Annotated in this window: 10 protein-coding genes; 7 read left to right on the top strand and 3 right to left on the bottom strand. The window is 59.3% G+C overall.

Annotation, left to right across the window (positions count from 1 at the left end; genetic code table 11):
* Positions 1–230 precede the first annotated feature (230 nt).
* The 5 genes from R5H29_RS20565 (at position 231) to R5H29_RS20585 (ending at position 4,100) form a co-directional block, all read left to right on the top strand.
* Positions 231–473, top strand: a complete 243-nt coding sequence (locus R5H29_RS20565; RefSeq protein WP_180832651.1) for a hypothetical protein — start codon at positions 231–233, stop codon at positions 471–473.
* 132 nt (positions 474–605) lie between these two features.
* A complete protein-coding gene (locus R5H29_RS20570; protein WP_332329742.1) occupies positions 606–1,919 on the top strand; it encodes a hypothetical protein in 1,314 nt (437 codons plus the stop codon).
* Between the two features lie 8 nt (positions 1,920–1,927).
* Positions 1,928–2,239: a DUF2523 family protein gene (locus tag R5H29_RS20575; RefSeq protein WP_164159213.1), complete on the top strand. Its 312-nt coding sequence runs from the start codon at positions 1,928–1,930 to the stop codon at positions 2,237–2,239.
* A complete protein-coding gene (locus R5H29_RS20580; RefSeq protein ID WP_332329743.1) occupies positions 2,236–3,420 on the top strand; it encodes a zonular occludens toxin domain-containing protein in 1,185 nt (394 codons plus the stop codon). The genes R5H29_RS20575 and R5H29_RS20580 overlap by 4 nt, the downstream gene beginning before the upstream one ends.
* Positions 3,417–4,100: a TraX family protein gene (locus R5H29_RS20585; protein WP_332329744.1), complete on the top strand. Its 684-nt coding sequence runs from the start codon at positions 3,417–3,419 to the stop codon at positions 4,098–4,100. The genes R5H29_RS20580 and R5H29_RS20585 overlap by 4 nt, the downstream gene beginning before the upstream one ends.
* 387 nt (positions 4,101–4,487) lie before the next feature.
* Here R5H29_RS20585 and R5H29_RS20590 read toward each other — a convergent pair whose 3' ends face one another.
* On the bottom strand, positions 4,488–4,868 hold the full coding sequence (locus R5H29_RS20590; RefSeq protein ID WP_332329745.1) for a DUF3653 domain-containing protein: 381 nt from the start codon (positions 4,866–4,868) through the stop codon (positions 4,488–4,490).
* A gap of 536 nt (positions 4,869–5,404) precedes the next feature.
* Complete coding sequence (locus tag R5H29_RS20595; RefSeq protein WP_180855119.1) at positions 5,405–5,689, bottom strand: hypothetical protein; 285 nt, start codon at positions 5,687–5,689, stop codon at positions 5,405–5,407.
* Between the two features lie 192 nt (positions 5,690–5,881).
* Between R5H29_RS20595 and R5H29_RS20600 the strand changes: the two genes are divergently transcribed.
* Both R5H29_RS20600 and R5H29_RS20605 read left to right on the top strand, forming a co-directional pair.
* A complete protein-coding gene (locus R5H29_RS20600) occupies positions 5,882–7,018 on the top strand; it encodes a site-specific integrase (RefSeq protein ID WP_180855121.1) in 1,137 nt (378 codons plus the stop codon).
* A gap of 703 nt (positions 7,019–7,721) precedes the next feature.
* On the top strand, positions 7,722–13,781 hold the full coding sequence (locus R5H29_RS20605) for an ATP-binding protein (RefSeq protein ID WP_332329746.1): 6,060 nt from the start codon (positions 7,722–7,724) through the stop codon (positions 13,779–13,781).
* 814 nt (positions 13,782–14,595) lie between these two features.
* Here the strand turns inward: R5H29_RS20605 and R5H29_RS20610 are convergent.
* Complete coding sequence (locus R5H29_RS20610) at positions 14,596–18,420, bottom strand: hypothetical protein (RefSeq protein WP_332329747.1); 3,825 nt, start codon at positions 18,418–18,420, stop codon at positions 14,596–14,598.
* Positions 18,421–18,440: the final 20 nt, after the last annotated feature.

Below are 18,440 nucleotides of genomic sequence, written 5' to 3' on the forward strand. Positions count from 1 at the left end.
TCCGGCACCTCTATACGTGGTCGGCTGTGCTGCTGAGAACGTGCAGCAGGACGGCACGTGTTCGGTGCCGATCTGGATGCCATACCACCAGCCAATTCTGCCTCCCCTGGATTTGGCCGATGGGACCCTCGTTGCAGGAGCTATTGTTTTGTCCTGGGCGATTGGGTTGAAGGCGCGCCTCGTATTCCGCGCTGCGCGCATAGGGGTCTACTGATGACGAGGAAACCGCAATGAAGCACATGAACACCCTGCGCCGTTTTGGCGCCTCCACCTTCACCAAGATCGGCGCTGGTGCCGGTGCCCTGGTTGCGTCGGGCGCAGCCCTGGCCTCGGGCAGCACGTCGCCCGGCGCAGCCATCGCTGCCGAGGTCTCCAAGGGCAACGCAGACATGGCAATCGTGATCGGCTCCATTGCCCTGCTGCTGGGCATCCTGGTGGTGTGGGCTTTCACCAAGCGCGCTGCCAAGGGCTGATCGGGGCGCAAGTTCACTCACGGGGGTGCGCGGAAACGCTCGCCCCCTTTTTTTATTAGGGAGAAGTGTCATGGGGTACTTCGTAATCGTTGCCTTCTGCGGCGCATGCTGGATCGCGTTCGAGGGCGTGTGATGAGGCGCATCCTGCTACTCCTGTTCGTACTTGTGCCATCGGTGGCTTATGCGATCGATCAAGGTGAGGCGACAGAGCAAGCAATCAGCAATATTCGGCAGTCGTGTAGCGGAACTGTTGCCGGTGCCACGATTGACTCGGGCACGATAGGATTGATTGTGGGTCCAGGTAGCGTGAACGCCTTCGGTAATTGCCACTTTGCAAACGGCAATTTTCAGGGACGTCATAGCTCTACAGTCGCGTACGATCAGTCTTGTCAATCGCGTGGGACGAAGACGACTCCATTCTTTCCTCCGTCCGGTTCTGTCGGATGCAGTCGTGGCTGTGAAGTCAAGTACGCCGATAACGGCGATGACACGACGTCTTATTGGAGCACGGGCAAGAGCTGCAACGAAAAGCCAGATTGCAGTAAGCAGGGCGGCAACACGATCTGGAACGGAGCATTGAAGGTTTGCCAGCCCGTTGAGCCCGAGTGTCCCGAAGGCAAGGTTAAGGTTGGCAACGCATGTACGGATGAGAAGCCTTGTCCCGATGGCATGGCGCTGGTAAACGGCTCCTGCAAGAAGAAGGACGAAGAGTGTCCAGCGGGTATGATCCGAAGCCCGCTTGGCACCTGCATTCCAGGTGATGGTCAGTGTGCGAAGGGTGAAGTGCGCGGGCCTGATGGCACTTGCAAGAAGGACAAGGACAACGACGGCCAGCCGGACACCGATGATCCCGAGAGCTTCTCCGGTGGCGACACATGCGAATCGCCCCCGTCATGTAGCGGGTCGCCCATCATGTGTGGTCAGGCACGAATTCAGTGGCGGATCGACTGCAATACCCGGCGCAACAACAACATCAGTGGCGGGCATTGCTCCCAATCCGGCATGCCTACCTGCACGGGCGAGAAGTGCAACGCGATGGAGTACACGCAACTGCTGATGCAGTGGCGCTCTGCGTGCGCCATGGAGAAGCTCGCCTCAAAGCAGGACACGCCAGGGCAGGGTGGCACCAACGGAGACGCAAACGGCAATGGCGTGGCCGATGTACTGGAGGGGAGGGGGGACGTGACGCCGATTGGTGACGGTGCGGCCGACGTTGCCAGCGCTAAGAAGTGGGGCATCGGGCTTTCAACCAGCAATCTCGATACGAGCAACATGTTTGGCGGTGCTGGCACCTGTCCTGAACCTCCGGCAATCACGATTATGGGGAAAACGGTCAACGCCGCTGATTTCCCGTACTTCTGTCGCATCGCAGCGATTTTCCGCGCCTTGATCTTGATCTTCGGCGCATACACGGCAATTCAAATCCTTATGGGGCGGGTCTTTTGATGGGCATGGTGTCTGACTGGATCGTTGACGCGACAACGTCGCTGGTCGGCAAGCTGAAAGACGCTGCGGCTGGCCTGATTGGCAAGGGGCTTGCAACGTTCGGACTGACTACGGTCACGTTCAATGCACTGCTGCCCAAACTGAAAGAGTTCGTCATGCAGTTTGTCGGTGGCTTGGATGGGCCTGCAATGCAGATGCTCAATTACCTGGGCGTCGGCATTTCGTTCTCAATGATCCTCTCCGCCTTAACGGTCCGCATGGCGTGGAAGGTCTTCATCGTGCCGAAGGCTGTCGCTGACCAGCTGGGAGCGGGCTCATGATCTACTGGTACACCGGCCAGCCTGGGCACGGCAAGACGCTCCACGCCATCGAACGCCTGCTTGAGTTCAAAGATCAGGGGCGCATCGTCTACGCCTGCAATATTCGCGAGTTCGACTACGCCAAGACTGGCGTTCTGGAAATGACGCCGGATCAGTTCCGCGACTGGCCGAACTTCCTTCCTGATGGCGCTGTCGCCCTGGTCGATGAGGCTTATGAGCACGGCATGCTCCCCAAGCGGCCAGCCGGTGCGAAGGTGCCGCATCACGTGGAGCAACTTGCCAAGCATCGGCACAAGGGCCTGGACTTCATCTTCGTAAGCCAATCCCCCGACAAGCAGTGCGATCAGTTCGTACATGATCTGATTGAGCGACACGTCCATGTGCGTCGCCGCTTCGGAACGAAGTTTGTGCACCTCCGCGAGTTCGACAAGTTCGAAGCGCGGGCTGAGAAAGCTACCCCCCTGACGATCAAGCGCAAGACGCTACCCAAGCGTCCGATGGGCATGTACAAGTCCACCGAACTTGACACCACCGAGCGCAAGATTCCCTGGTACTACATCGCGCTTCCGATCTTGATTGTGGCTGCGGTGGTGATGCTGTACGTCGCGTTCGGGCGAATGGATAAGCGCATGAGCGGCGGCGACCTTCCCGCACCAGGTGGTGCCAGTGGCGTCAGCGCTCCGCGCGACGGAGCGTCAGCGACGGCGGGCGGAGCGGTGGCGGCAAAGTCGGCACAACCGCTAAAGGAATACGTCGACAAGTTCCTACCGCGTGTCCCATCCCAGCCCTGGAGCGCGCCCGTATATGACGATGCGCTTAGCGTCCCCAGCGAGCCGCCGCGCGTTTTCTGCATGTCGTCGCTCGGTGGCGAGAATGGTCTCGGTGGTCACGACGAACCCAGCTGCAATTGCGTGACGGAGCAGGGTAGCCGTTACGACCTGGACGAACCTACGTGCCGTTACGTCGCGCGACGCGGCCAGTACGAGCCCTATCTGCCTCGACGTGAGAACAGGCTTGTGGATGGTCAGACGCAGATCAACCGCGCGCTCGATCAGATCGAGCAGCGGGGGCAGGGCGTCGCTGTTGAACGTCAGCCCCGTGCTATGGGCACTTTCCCCGAGTCGCCTCAGCAGCAGTCAGGCACTCACCTCACCACGCCACCTGGGGAGAATCGGCTATGACCAGTGGCGGGCGTGAATTGCTCAAATGGCTCGCCCTGGTGCTGATGACCGGCGATCACATCGTGACCGTGTTCGGCCTTGGTCACGTGCCAGGTGTGTCCCAGCTGGGTCGTGTTGCGTTCCCTGTGTTCGCCCTGGTCATGGCTTACAACCTTGCGCAACCTGGCGCCGATGCGGGGAAGTCTGCTCGGCGCCTGGCACTTTGGGGCTTGGTTGCCACTCCCGCGGCTGTGCTGGCATTCGGCCAGGCGTTGCCGTTCAACGTGCTGCTGACCTTCTCCGCCGCGGCTGGCTGCATATGGGCTCTGGAACGCCGTCAGTGGGCGCTGGCTGCGCTGCTGTGTGTCGTGGCTCCGATTGTCCTTGACTACGCCTGGCCTGGCGTGTGGCTAGTTCTGGCGGCCTGGGCATGGTTCAAGAGCCACGGTAAGCGCATGCACTGGCTGCTTGGCTCTTGGGACTGGCGTCGGCAGCGGCTCTACATGGTGCTGCCAGTATGGGTGTGGGCATGCATGGGCCTGCTGTGCCTCTACAACGGCAACGGTTGGGCGTTGCTGGCCTTACCTGTGATGATCCTGGGCGAACTCTCCGCACGCATCCCGCGATCAGGTAGGGCCTTTTATGCCTACTATGTGGGCCATCTGCTTGTGCTGGGAATCCTTGCCATCCTGGTGATGTAGCACTAGGGGGCGCAGATTACAGGGCGCCCTTTGTGCGTCACGGATTCCCAGCCGTCTGCCGTTCTGCTGATTAGACGTCCGCCCATGCATTTCGCTCCAGCCGGCCACGGAATCACTTCGTTGTCCGGCAGCTGCGTTGGTGATGTTTGGCACGCCTCGCGATGAACCTCGTGAACAGTCACCGTCTCAACAGTTCTCGCGGCTTTGAGGTCTTCGTTCGCCTGCGCCAGAGCAGTTCGATTCGCCTGGAGCGCAAACCCCGCTCCGAGCAATGCCATTGCCAGTACTGCAGACGTGATCTGCCATCCGCCCTTATCCATAGCGCCCCCAAGTTGTCCTGCGCGCATTCTAGCCGGGGTGTAGGGGCAGCGCCCCTACGGACGCGCCTCACACGCGCTGGCGTGGTCTCGGCCCCGGTAACGGCAGGACTGCTGCTGGCGGTTCGGCGTCAGGGCCAGCCATCGCCACCGCCGAACGCTGTTTGCGTTGGCTCACGACGTCCCGCAGATTGACGACAGTGGCAGGATGGTGGCGAACGCCGGCGTCGCGATTGCGCACATTTCTGGAACTGTCGATCGACGGAGTTGAACGGGCAGCTTCCATCATCCGGCGCCATTCCTGCGCCTGGCAGGCAGTGAGCGACAGCCAGGCCAGATCCTCGGGGAGCAGTTCGCGGCCTTCGGGCGTAATCAGGCGGTCGCCGAGGAAAGAAAAACCGGCCCAAGGGCCGGTCAAGTCGATACGGTGGTGCGGGTCGAACACGATCATACCGCGATCTCATCCTTGGCCGGGGTCCCAGGTCGCAGGCAAGAGCCGAGCCAGAGGCCCAGCCATTGCCAAGCGGAAGAGACGAAGGCTCGGATTCGGCCAATCCATGATTTCGCATAATGTATATTATGTTCGTTGCGCCATTCCCCGATCCAGGCTTCACCAGTCACGCCCCTGATCCACTCCAGGCGCCGGCCTGATTGTCAGTGATTCGATCACTGTGTTGAGCGCTGCGAATTTGGGGCAGCTTGTGCGGCAACTTGTAGCAATTGATGCGCTGAGCTACGTGCAGTCCCAATGACTCGCTGTGATCTTGGTGCATCGCCAATGGTGCGTCGCAAATCTGGTGCACCCCCAATGATGTTGCCAAGGCGCTGCAGCCACGCGCTTTCGAGAGCATCTACTTCGGGAGACGGCTATGACCGTCAGCTTCATTTCTGAGCCAGTTCAGCGACTGGACCCCCCAATTTTGACTGGCTCCGGTGTCGCGGCCCCCGAGCCCCAACCACGTCAGAGCCCCTTGGACTTCGGCGGTGTCAGTCAAGGCGCTGCCTGATCCATTCCCATGTCGCCTTGCTGAGGTAGCCTTGGTACTCGCCACGGACAAGCTGGGATACAAAAATCCCGTCATTCTTGTCGAGCTTCTGTTGAAGATCGGCAGATAGATCATGAGCCCTCATATCCCCGGACACCCAGCGGACCGACTCCAGATCGGGATCTGCTACGTTCTGGTAGCGCTCCAGGTGCTTAAGGAACGCAGTCCTCTTTGCGTCGTAGTTGGCCTCTCGGTTCAAATTCCAGGTAACAACATAGACGGCCATTTCGATCCTTCGAGACTGACACCGAACGTGTCTTTGTGATCTTAGTAAGTGCAACACATGTCGCGCAACGGAGGCCTGGATCGCCTTTAGTAGAAGGCCGCTGAGTGATCGCCCTGCCCTGTACTTTTGCGCTTCCGATAAGATATATTTATCGGAACTCAGGCTATTTTTAAGCCCTACTTTCAATCACTTATGAGCGACCTTCTTCCAGCTCTGACCACCGCGGCTCCTGCCAATCCGACTGTGGCGCAGCTCTCGCAGTCCTCGGCGGACGCGGTGCGCGAAGTCTTCGCCGAAGCGGCCTCGGCCAACACCACGCGCAGTTACGCCACCGCCTTGCGCTACTGGGCGGCCTGGTACCAAGGCCGCTACGGAGTGGTCATCGCCATGCCGGTCGACGCGTCTTGCGTGATCCAGTTCATCATCGATCATCTGGCCCGGCGCTCAGGCGATGCCCTGACCTGGGAGCTGCCGCCGACACTGGATGCGCTTTTGGTGGAAGGCAAATTCAAGCAGCGCCAAGGACCGCTCAAGCTGTCGACCATCGTCCACCGCGTTGCGGTGCTCTCCAGCGCCCATCAATTGCTCAAGCTGGCCAATCCCTGCGAAAGCAGCGAGGTTCGGCAGCTGCTGGCCAAGGGCCGTCGCGCCGCACATAAGCGCGGCGAGCGGCCGAGCAAGAAGACGGCGATCACTGCGACCGAATTGATGGCGATGATTGCGACCTGTGAGGACGATCTTGTTGGGAAACGTGATCGTGCCCTGCTCTACTTCGCCTTCGCCAGTGGTGGGCGCCGTCGGAGCGAGACGGCCCATGCCGTCTTGAGCAAGCTTGCGCCGATCGACGGCGGCTACCTCTACCACCTGGACGTCGGCAAAACGCTTCAGGAGGGCGTCAAAGCAGGCGGCTCGCCGGACAAGCCCTTGTTAGGTCCACCGGCCGAAGCGCTTCGCACCTGGATCGAAGCGGCTGGACTGCAGGAGGGTGCCCTCTTCCGCCAATTGACACGCGGGAAAGTTGGGGCCGGCTTGTCACCCAAGTCGGTGGCCACCATCATCCAGAATCGCGCCCGCGCTGCCGGATTGGTGGGGAGCTTTGGCGGTCACAGCCTACGATCGGGTTTCGTAACGGAAGGTGCTAGGCAAGGAATTGCCCTGCCAGCCATTATGGCAATGACCGATCACCGATCGGTGGTCAGTGTCATCGGCTACTATCAAGCCGGTGCGGCCGAAACGAATCCGGCGGCTCGGATGCTGGAAGCTGCCGCAAGGTCAAGTGCAGAGTGCCCCATAGGGCGGTATGGAGACACGACGAGCACTGAGTCCTAGGCAATCGTGCGGTCAAACTAGTAGAAGTATCCTTTGATCGTCGCGGCTTCGCTGCGATCTATCACTGTCGGTCTCTGATGAGCCCCCGTCGCAGTCCGCCCTCACGTCACGGAGATCGGGTGATCTGTGCCCGATGCTTGAGTCGGCCGTCTCCAATAAATCGCGCACGGCTACACCAAAGATCCTGCGATGCTTGGCGGTGCGAAAGGCAATGGCCACTCGTCCCTGACGTCCGATTTGCCGCTCTCGCATGGCAAGAAGAATCCCGTTTATGCGGTCATGGTCGAAGGTCCGGACGGCACCAGATTGCAAGCAGAAGCGGAGCTTCGTCTCGACCACTTTCGACCTGGCGGTTACAAACTGATTGCCTATCTCCCTAGACTCGATAAAGCTGATGTGCCCGTGAGTAGCAAAGTCTGGAAGGTGTAAGTCGAGCCTCCGTTTCGGGCCGACAGCTGCCATGCTTCACCCCCGATATTCCCCCCTGCCCCCCTTGTTCCGTTGATGTCCGCCTGCGGCCACATGCGTCCGAACAGCCGTTCTCGCGTCCGTGCGAGTGACCGATGTGATCGACGACGGATATACTTCGATTCACAATGCCGCTCGATGCGGCGACGGCATACCCGCTGGTGCTCGACGCCCCCGGGTTATGCTGGAGCGGCTCCCTTTTCTCAGGTTCGCACCCACTACCCAATCCATATTTATGGCCTCGAAAGCGCCCCAAAATTCGCAGCCATCCGCTGCTACAGCTCCCGCAACGGTGCCGGCGGAGGGCGAACGCCGAGCGCTTCGTGGATACGTCGGCCAGTACGAGCGCGCGGGCGCTGCCATCTATGCCGCGCTTGAGCGCGACGAGCTGCTTTGGATTGGCGTCGCTGACCGCAACGCGGGCATTGCGGACGACCTGGTACTAGGCTTCGATGGATTGGTGGTCGGTCACCAGTTCAAGACGTCCAAGTTCCCAGGCACTTTCACTGTTGAGACGCTGTTTACTGGTGCCAATGGTCTCTTGAAGCCCCTAGTTCAAGCTTGGCAGTGCCTGTCCAAGGACAACCTAGGAAGTCGCGTCGAGATTCACTTGGTCGTCAACGACTTTCCATCGGTTACCGACAAGCCAGGCGACGGCCGGCTGCGGCACAGCGCTGCATTTCTCGAGGAGTTCCAACAGCATCCAAATCGGTCGCTGTCGGATTGGTCCGCGCGAGGATGGAGCCGACTGATCGACCACCTGCGCCGCGAAGCCGGCTTAAATGATGACGACTTCGAACAGTTCATGCACGCCCTGCGCGTGGTGTGCGGAGCTGCAGCGAACTTCATCCAGTCGCACAAGCTGAATGCGGAGCAGGCGAGACAGGCATGCGAGATTGCCAGCGTGCTTCCCAAGCTAGTCGCCGATGAACGCGACAAGGACAGGTGGACGCGTGACGAGCTGCTTCGTGAGCTTGGATGGCGCGATCCCGTCAAGACTTTGCTCATCCATCGGTTCCCGGTCGGCGCCTATGTTCAGCGCAATCGGGACACTGAGGTCAAGCTACTAGCAGCGCTTCATGCCTCCAATCACGGCTACGTCTCACTCATAGGACCACCTGGCTCCGGAAAATCCACTCTCCTGCAGGTTGCGTTGGCCACTGAAGCAAGTGTTCGGCTCGTTCGTTACTTGGCGTACGTGCCGGGCGCGGCTCAAGGCGTGGGTCGTGGGGAGGCAGACAACTTTCTGACCGACGTAGGTACGCAACTGCGGAACAGCGGTTTAGTTGGACTTCGTCTTCGCGATGACTCGCTATCTGAGCGCCGCGAACAGTTCGGCGTCCTGCTACGGCAGGCTGGTGAGCGCTTCACTCGCGAAGGGATCCGTACAATCATCGTTGTCGACGGGCTAGACCATGTGCCACGCGAAGAACGGCCGACCAATTCGTTTCTGGGAGAGCTGCCTCTTCCCGCGGCAATCCCAAACGGGGTCGTGTTCGTGCTCGGCACGCAACGGTTGGATCTCGCTAATCTGAAGCCCGCCGTAAGAGCGCAAGCGGAGAAGAGAGAGCGACAGGTTCTCATGGGGCCTCTCGGTCGCGAGGAACTCACCTGGATGGCGGATGCGCTAGGCTTGCCTGCCGAGATTCCAAGATTGGATCTCAGCAATCTCACGCATGGCCACCCGCTGGCAACGCGCTACTTGATTCAGGCACTGCTGCAAGCTGACGAAGCTGGTCGCAAGCACCTTCTTAGCGGCGGGATGCCGTTCGACGGCGATATTGAGACTGTATATTCAGCTGCTTGGCGCGAGATCGCAAACGATGTCGATGCCATGGATGTGCTGGGCTTCATCGCTCGGGCTGAGGCACCCATGGACCTGCGACTGCTGGCCACGATGGTCAAGGAGTCCTCGATTGAACGCGCCCTGGTCATTGCGCAGCACCTGCTCCGCAGTTCATCCCGGGGATGGAGCGTCTTCCACAACAGCTTTAGGCTATTCGTCATCGCTCAACCGCGAACCCGCCTCGGGAGCGTCGACGCTGAATACTCGCAGCGCGTATACCGCAACCTTGCCCAGTTGGCGAAGAGCGCGCCACCTGAATCGGCACAGTACTGGCTTGAGCTGCGCTACCGCGCCCGTGCTGGCGACGGTGCCGATGTACTGGCATTGGCGATGCCCGCTCGCTTCAGGCAGCAGCTGGCTGACGGGCGTTCTATCGCCGAGATTCACGCCGACATCCGCCTCGCCCTGCTGGCAGTGCGTGAAACGCACGACGCAACCGCCTTTACACGGCTGCTGCTGTGTCGTGACGAAGTAGATCGGCGCAAATCAGCCCTTGAGTACGCCAACCAACTCCCGCTGGCTATGCTGGCGGTGGGGAACATTGAAGCAGCCGTCTCCCTCGTGCAGGACTTCCCCAGCCAGGGCTACGAGGTCGTCGACGCCCTACTAGCGCGAGGCGACTTCGACCGCGCGAAGGAGCTGTTTGAAAGCCTCGAACCGCTATCGCAGCTCCATACGCCCAAGTTCAGAAACTACGGGCACCAGCACAACATCAAGGAATTCGAAAGATGGGCAATGCGCGCCGTCCACTTCCGAGACACCGAGCAGATCCAGATAGCGGTTGATCATCTCGCCGCAGAGGGTCGACGGGAGCCGGAAAAGGTGGATCCGCAATCTGCCGTCGCGCTGCGGCTGCATCTTAGGAGGGAAGCCGCAAAGGCGATGCTCGTTCAGAAGATTGGCTCCGATCCTCAAGAACTATGTAGCAAGCTCGGAGTAGCCAACGAAGATAAGCCGTCGGTGATGGTTCACGCAGGGCTTGCGGCCAGTCGACGTGGCGACGTTGGGCAAGCGCTTGCGCTGTTTGATAGTGCCGTCGCTCTTCCCGGGTTCGGGGAGGTACCAAACGGCTACCGTCGTCGGATGGCGCTGATCGCATTCGAAGCTGGCCGTCGTGACCTAGCCGAGGCCCTGTTCGACAAGCTGGTCGCACCGATGATCTCCATGTGCGACGACAAGACGGACCTGGCTGGGCTGGGCAATCTGGTCGGCGCAGTGATGCATCACACGAGGCTTTGCACGCTGCTCAAGAGGCCACTGCCAAGCGTGACACCGTCGAAGCACACCTTCCTTCATCCACTCCAACAGCACGCTTCGACGATAGGTGTGCTTCTAGGTCGCGCTGCCGGCGTCAACGGGTCCCTATCGGCAGGCGGCATCCAAGGCATAGCCCGCACGTCCCTTGGGTATGTCCTACGTCTCGCATCAGAAGGCGGCAGCGAGTCATACCGTATCCAGCAGTCTTTGAAAGCGATCCCCACGCTCGTGCAAGCGCTGCTGAGGCTCGGCGCCGAGCGCGGTGAAACTGAGTATCGCGCGGTACTTGGGGAGGTTGACTCAGCCATCGCCTCATCGACGTCGAAGGGAACTGCTTACCTGCGACGCAGATTGGCTGTCGATGCATATCGCGTTGACGGTGATCGTGCGGCGGCGGCGGATCGGCTTAATGCCCTCGTGGCGGAGCTTAAAGAAAGTACACCAAGCGAGCAGATCGACGGGCTAGCGAATCTAACCATCGGGTTGGCTGCGGTCGGGGAGTTAGAGCGGGCGAAACAGTTGCTGGCGACGGTTCCTGAGCAATGCCTTGGCTATGCCTTGGCTCCCAAGAAAGACCCGCAGTACGCGATCTGGCGAAACATTCTAGCTCTCGCGAACGCAGCTGACCCGGAAAGCCGTGTCAAGCGGGTCTCAGACCTGATGCGTCAGGTCGGTGGCATGACCAAAACGGAAGGGTCGTCGGCCGCGCATCGCCTTACGATGGCACTGATTAAGGAAGCGATGCAGGTTGGACCTCGCTTCGGCTTCGAGGTGTCAAAGACACTGGCGGATTGGCATCTAATCGGCTGGCCGAATCGTGTCGACCTGCTCATGACGGGGATGGTCAGGCGAAACCCGGAACTCGTCTTGGCATGCGCAACCGTCTGGTGCGGTCTGTGCCTGCCATTCTATATGGAACCTCACTACCGGGATCCGTCCCATGTTGGTGACTTCATCGACGCCTCCGCGGACGCAGCCGGCCCTGACCAGATTGAACCGCTCGCTCTGATGCTGCTTGGGGCGGTCGAGGTAGCCAGCAGAGCGCACGAGAGAATCACGCTGCTCCAGCGCATTCACAAGGCTTCCGGAAAGCATGGATTCTCGTCGCCTGAGCTCGAAGCCGCCATCGCTCGGTGGACGCCAGAAGCGCCGGAGCCTCGACACTCGTATACGCCTAACAAGTACGCCTCGGAAGCTACTCTCGAGGATCTTGAACTCGCGTTTGAAGCAGATAGCGACGAGCTGAACCACAACGCCCCGGACCGTTTCGAAGATCTGGCAGACACAGCTCCGCTTCATCTGGCGCGAAGGGTCTTTGAGCGCTGGCAGGTATTGCAGGACAACGCACGCTGCCGCTTCCTGATGGTGGAGCGGTTTGCTGCGGCCGATGAGGTCGATTACGCCAAGAAGCTTATGCAAGGCTACGAGACAAGCAACGACCCCTGGAGCTCCTGGAGCCAGTGGATGGGTGGCGGCAGGTTCTTCTACTTTAAGGCGAAGAAGCTTCTGCACGGATCATCCACATGCCTTGCGGCCTTCGAGAACATAGTCGATTCAGTGACGACGGGCCAGGAGAATACCCAGGCACTGCTCACAGAGCTGGATTCGATACTGCCGGTCATCAGCTTGACGCCAGATTGGCCGGCTATCTGGTCGCTGCTTGAGGAGCAGATGACCTGCACTCGCGAGTTCCAGTTGGGGCGGCCCTTCCAGTCGAGCGAGCTACCACTCAGCGACACGGACCTTTTGGAGGATTTGCTGCACTTTGCCTATCGGCTTCCCATTGCAGAGGTTCAGCGGCATGCGCGCAATTGCGCGCTGAGCTTGGCAAGGCAAGCCGGACAGGGTCAATCTTTGTTCACATCTCTTATCCGGCGACTTATGGACGGTGAGTTGGACGCCCCCTTGCAAGCACTCGGAACGCTGCTCGCTGCCGACAGCGCGAACCTCGAGCCCGTATTGGGCCGCGCCGTAGCTGCAATGGTCAGTCACCGTGACATTGCGGTAGCCGAGTCAGCCACGCTCTTGTCGCATCGGTGGGGGCTGGCTGTCTCTTTGGACGCGAAGCCACTGCCACTCTTCTATCTCCTCGAATTCAGTGACCTGCCAGAGAGCGACCAGGCATTCACGGACGAGAGAACTGGTGCAATGCGCGTCGAATCGCCGCTTGGCTGGACTCGTATGTTGCGCTCGACGGCACGTCACATTGCAAAGGCGGCAGACATCGAGGAGATGACAGTCCGCCGGCGCGCGGCGATGTTCATCCAGGATTGGGGTGGACTTGAGGCCTTCGGGCCCTCTGGTGTCAAAGAGCTTGAGGCTCAGCTTCGTGTCCTTGATATGCAGATCACTTACATGAAGCCACACGCCTACATTGCCATTGCTGCCCTTCGCCACGTCGCAGGGGAACTGCGCCTGGCCGGCAAGTTGGAGAGCCGGGACAGTCCGATGCTGTTGGAGAAGTTGGGCTACCCCCTTCCGCCTCGGCCATTGATGCTCCCGCGAGTTCGTCCCGAGTGGATTCGAAGGCCGCTGATTGACCGAAGTGCCGGTTGGTCCGAGCGAGAGCAGAAGTGGATTGACGAGGTTGACGGCGATGTTGCCCCTTTCCTGGCGCACTGCGACGGCCAAGTCGTGGCCGAGGTGTCTCGCTTCCATATCCACAAGGCACGACTGTCAGAGCACCGCTTCTATCGCTTTAGAGCACCTTGGGCAGAGACTGATAGTGAAGACTTCGACGATTGTTACGCCAAGCTGCCTATCGCTGTTTGGCTAGGCCAGTACGTCCCACTCGACAATGATCTGGCACCAACGCTGGTAAGGCGAGTTGTCTGCTCCGTGGACATGGGCTTTGACACAGCGGCCAATCCGTTTGCATTATGCCCAAACTGGGTTGAGGGGCTTCGCTGGCGCGCTCATGACGAGACACCGAGCGTATTCTTCGATGCGAGCGGAACGGTGGTCGCAGAGCTTCACTGGTGGCGTGACGCTGGCCCGGTTGGAATCGATGCGGATTCTCTGTGGGGCGAGGGTTGCTACCTCGTTGTGACGCCGGCTGGCCTGGAACAACTCACCGCCGCTTGTGGGAAAGAGTCCTTAGCCGTTAACGTGTTCGCAAGCAGGCATATAGAGCAGCCGAGTAATTGCGGGCAAACTCTCCTAAGAACGGCGAAGGGCGGATACTCGGTCTAAGGCCATCCATACTCCGCTTCGATCCTAGACGCTTAACTACAGGCTGTTATCGCTGACGACAGCCCTTCTGGCGTAAGAACTGGAACGACCGCTATGCGTCGGAAGCAGCCATTGCCCTACCACGATAGACACCCCGAATCCATGTTTGGCCTTGAGCCTGCTTCGGTCCATCGCTGTTGGAGCCAAGGCTGAACCTAAAGCCCATCCTTCCTGGGCACATCGGATAAATCGGGAGAGACTTCACTATCTTCTAGCCGGTCACTCCCAGAATTCGCGCGGAGCCTGGAAAAGAGGCAGAGTCGAATCTTGGCGCTAGTCGAAGTGACACCATTGGTCCAGATCTCTCCTAGATCTTTGAGCGCAGCCTGCACCCACGCTGCCCCGCTGCCCCGCTACCCGCTGAGGTGGCCGGCCTGCATACGCCCACGGCCCAGCAGATCCGACTGGGCCATGTTGGGCGTCACAACCTGGAGCGGCTCACCTGGCGATGCCAGCTGGCCCCAAAATCGGCCGGACCACGCAAAGCGCCGTCTGTCACCACAGAGATACGCCGAAGAACAGCGTTCATCCGGCGGTTCTTCGGCGACCTGCTACCAAGGACTTACTGGGTCCCAAGCTGCTTGAGTGACAGTCCCGCCTGAGTTGCCGCCCTGTTGCTGTTCGGCCACAGCTGATTGTGCCCGCGTAGAACCAATCAGTGTGCACAGGGTCCTTTCATCTATGTACATCGAATTCACAATGAGCCAACAGGACCGAGTATCTATGCGGGGCGCAACACCAAGATGACTAGCCGGCTCCATCTCACCCATACGCATCATTCAAAGCGCTGTTCCCGTCGACTTTGATCTTGCGCCTCCCGCTGTCGCTCTCTTCGCACTGTGAGCTCGACCCGTTCAAGCCTTTCCGCCGCAAGATTTCTCACTTCAGCCAATGGATGCTCCAGCAGCTCAGCAAAAGCCTTGGCCCGAATTTCTATGATGTCAGCCAACGAGCTAGACCAACTCATGGGCTGGATTCCGGCAAACATCACATCGACGATGCATTGCTTGTCCACTGCGGCTTCCAGCAAGCCTTTGATGGACGCACTGAGGACAACGCGTTTGGGATGTTCTAGTGGTATATCGGTTGCCTCTACAGTTGAGTAGGCGCAGGTCGCTGCGGCAACACGCACGATCCGATCTTGATCACCTCGACACCAGGTAATCAGCCGATCCACCGGCATACTATTGAGTGACGGCGAAGCACCTCCGAAACGACACTTGAAAACGCGATCAATCAAACGACGCTCCCTATCGTCGCCCGTGAAGATCTCTCCAAGGACAATCTCCGGGAAGTTGCGGAATAGCGTTGTCATGAGGACTTCGAAATCAGAGCTGCGAATTCTAAGATCATCCAACGCTTCGCAAAGCAACCTCACGATCTCCTTCACTTCCTGTTCTGGAGCAGACTCGGATAGGCACTGCTGGGCGATCCGCTTGGTCCCTCGGATGCGATTCAATTCAGTCTGTCCGCGCTTCCCCGCGAGTAGAGCGCGAATGGCGTCGCGCCCTGTCGAAAGGAGATCTTCACTCGGCACGTAGTTTCCGCCCCTCCCCGCGAAGAATCGCATTTCTAGCACACTAAGCGTGGTGTAGAAGCCATCATGGCGCTGGTTCAATATGGTGAACAGCTCCGCGAGCTCGCTGTCGGTAAGGGACTCGTGCATGCGGCCATAGGCAAGCTGTCCAAACCGCCACGCTTCGAACTCTTCCCCTCGAGCCAACTCAATCAGCATATTGAACCCCCATGGGCCAATCTTGATGGCGCTGAGCAGGTAGATGAAGAACGTCCGCAACAAGGGATGATCTAGCACCCGCTCCAACATCACCATGGCCAAGCGGGGGTCGATATCGTTTGCAGCGCTGATATAGCCTTGAAGCACCTGTGGATTGAGCTTCGCAGGCGCCTGCAGTTGCAACAGGCTCAAAAGACGCTCATAAGTGGCAATTAGGTCGACGCTGCCTTGCGCCAGCCCAATGCCGAAAGTATGCAGTGCATCGAACTCGCCCGACCAAAGCCCTGGACCCAATCGCTCTAAGCAACCTAGCTCTGCTGCGGCCATCTCACCAAGAGAGATGACCTTCTCTTTGATCATCTCGTCACTGAAGGTTACTTGCTCCCCCCTACTCTCGATGTGATCCCAAGTATTGGACAGCACATAGGCCTCGATCTCCGAATAGAGGCCGGATGGTGCCGCAACGCGCGAAAGTGACTCCAGCCGAGCCAGTAGATCAGGATGAGCTGAGTCGCCATCGAAGCCAAGCGTCTTCTTTACCGAGACCCACATCTGCGGCCATTCCCCTTTCGAAGCATGACTTCTGACTATCTCCTCGAGATCATCAAAACAGCCCGCAAACGTCCATAGTTCCCGGAAATGACCTGCCAGAAGTGAGCGCGCCCAGTCGCGAAGAGTCAAGTCATCGCATGTCAGCACCGGTCGCAGCAAGTTCAAGAAGCCGACATACCACTCGAGCTCTTCGGCACGCGTTCGCGGCTGCCAGCCAGCATCACGTCTGCGTGCACCGAAGTCGAACGCCGAGAAAGACGTCCAGTGCGTCGCTTCGAACGCAGCATGGAACAGCTCGGCTGCGATCTCGCGATGCCTCTCGGTGCCCGACTCGAGTAGCTTGCTGACAAACGCACACCGCCGTTCTGGTCGCGCCAGCGTACCTGACAGGTGCAACGAGAACAGATGCCGCATCTGTCCAACTATGCTGTCCCTGTTCTCACCTGACTTCTCGGCCTCGGCGAACTTCAGCATGACCGTCGCAGCACGATCAAACTTATCCTCGTCGTAAGCTAGCTGGTGCAGCAGGCGCACGAACAACCTGAAGTTTCGGTTCTCGCGCGAGGCAAAGCCTGGCTTGGTTGCGGCGTTCTCGATCAGCTGCAGCACGGTCTCCGGGAATACCGGCGCTATGTATAGCAATGCAGACAGCGTGCCTTCGTTACACGATCCAATATCATGCAGCGGTCCGCCGGGGCTCACCCAACTATTTGCCATCCGAACCGCAGGCCCGAAATCGTGCAGGTATCCCAGTCGATGCGCACATGAGACGAAAAGTCGGAGGTTCTCTGGCTTTAGCAGCTCGGCATTGATTGCGTCGACAGGGATGTTCTCCAGCGCACGCTTCGCCAAACGATTGGCAAGTGCATGAGGAAGAACTGCTCTCCACTCACCACGACTCTGCGCGAGCTGACGACGCATCAACTCAGCCTGAGCCCGATGCAGACCACGACGATCGAGGCCAACGATGGCACTTAGGACGCCAAGCTCATCATTGAACTCGGACGAGGAAACATTGAAGGAATAGACGAGCGATAGCGCTTCAGCGCATTCCAGAAGTTCATTGGACGCTCCTTTTCGTTGACTGAACAACCTATGGAAAAGGTCCTCGTCGGAGAAGTTTGTCAACGTCTCATCTGCATCTACCCGGCTGGCCAGCGCGATCGCGATGCGCGAATTGCCGCCGGAAAATTCGGCGATTTTGCCAGCGTTCAACTTCCCGATGTCTGGGTGCCGCCGCTGGATCAGCATCGAGACCGTCTCCTCGCTGCACGGCTCGAGGTGGATCACTTCGGTTTCCTCAGGACGATCGTCCGAGATGTCGTACTCGATTGTCAGAAGGCTGAGCATCGCGCTACTTGCGGAGACCTGCTTCTGCAACTGCCGATGCACGTCTGGCGGGCAGTTGTCCAGCACCAATTGAACCGCATGATCGTTAGCCACGATGTATGAAACTAGCTCGGATGCCGTCGGTGTCAAGTTCTCACCCAGGTCGGCGTAGATTGCGCTAGCTGGTGACAAGGCCTCCTCACCAACGTTCGCCTCAAACAGGGCCTGCGCGAATCGCGTCTTCCCCACTCCGGAGAGGCCGGTGATGCGAACCGCACTACCGCGGCGGCGCAACCGCTCTCGAGCTAGATGTATACCCTCAGAAACAGGCATGGGAGTCTTTGCGCTCGAGTTCGCGTCAATCACGCAGGGGTGGTCATCAACAAGGAATGCGTCGTTCTGGGCTGGGGGAGTAGCTGCCCACCTCCCGAAAGGCCTCCAGCCGGACAAGGGGCGGCCGAGGCGCGCACGAACCCACAGCGCAACGCTTGGATGCCGCCGTAGCCAAGTCGCCAATCGATCTCGACCATAGAAGTCAACGCGCAGAGACGCTTTTCCAGGAAGGATCCCCGCGACCGCCTCCATCGCCCGCACTCGACTCGCCAACATGCTGTCTGAACAATCGTCCTTGCCACTAACGATAATGTAGGCACCATCCCGATCGGCAAGATCTGCAAGTACGAGCTTTGGGGTGCCACCCTCCAACATCTCGTCCCTGCATGCCGCCGCACCCATAGCATGCTTCTTGACCTGGAAACCGCAGATCCCACGAGGAACAAAGCCGTCGTTGGACGGCAAGTCCATAGCCTCAATACGGACATCCAAACCGCCATCAGGCGCCTCCTGCGCACCTCCCCACATAACGTTCTTCGGCCGACGCCCCTTCTGGATTACCTCCGCTTCGCAAAGACGGGCAACCAATTCACGCAGATCGCCAGCACTGAGCGCTGTGATATCTACAGCATCAAGTTCAAAAAATCTCATGATTCCCTTCCCGCAATGAT

This window comes from Stenotrophomonas sp. A3_2 (assembly GCF_036624925.1).
Classification (GTDB): Bacteria; Pseudomonadota; Gammaproteobacteria; order Xanthomonadales; family Xanthomonadaceae; genus Stenotrophomonas; species Stenotrophomonas hibiscicola.

What these genes read in the sequence shown, in the direction of transcription:
- R5H29_RS20590 (WP_332329745.1), bottom strand. Translation starts at nt 4,868, where the DNA reads ATGATCGTGTTCGACCCGCACCACCGTATCGACTTGACCGGCCCTTGG.
- R5H29_RS20605 (WP_332329746.1), top strand. Translation starts at nt 7,722, where the DNA reads ATGGCCTCGAAAGCGCCCCAAAATTCGCAGCCATCCGCTGCTACAGCT.
- R5H29_RS20565 (WP_180832651.1), top strand. Translation starts at nt 231, where the DNA reads ATGAAGCACATGAACACCCTGCGCCGTTTTGGCGCCTCCACCTTCACC.
- R5H29_RS20600 (WP_180855121.1), top strand. Translation starts at nt 5,882, where the DNA reads ATGAGCGACCTTCTTCCAGCTCTGACCACCGCGGCTCCTGCCAATCCG.
- R5H29_RS20595 (WP_180855119.1), bottom strand. Translation starts at nt 5,689, where the DNA reads ATGGCCGTCTATGTTGTTACCTGGAATTTGAACCGAGAGGCCAACTAC.
- R5H29_RS20585 (WP_332329744.1), top strand. Translation starts at nt 3,417, where the DNA reads ATGACCAGTGGCGGGCGTGAATTGCTCAAATGGCTCGCCCTGGTGCTG.
- R5H29_RS20580 (WP_332329743.1), top strand. Translation starts at nt 2,236, where the DNA reads ATGATCTACTGGTACACCGGCCAGCCTGGGCACGGCAAGACGCTCCAC.
- R5H29_RS20570 (WP_332329742.1), top strand. Translation starts at nt 606, where the DNA reads ATGAGGCGCATCCTGCTACTCCTGTTCGTACTTGTGCCATCGGTGGCT.
- R5H29_RS20610 (WP_332329747.1), bottom strand. Translation starts at nt 18,420, where the DNA reads ATGAGATTTTTTGAACTTGATGCTGTAGATATCACAGCGCTCAGTGCT.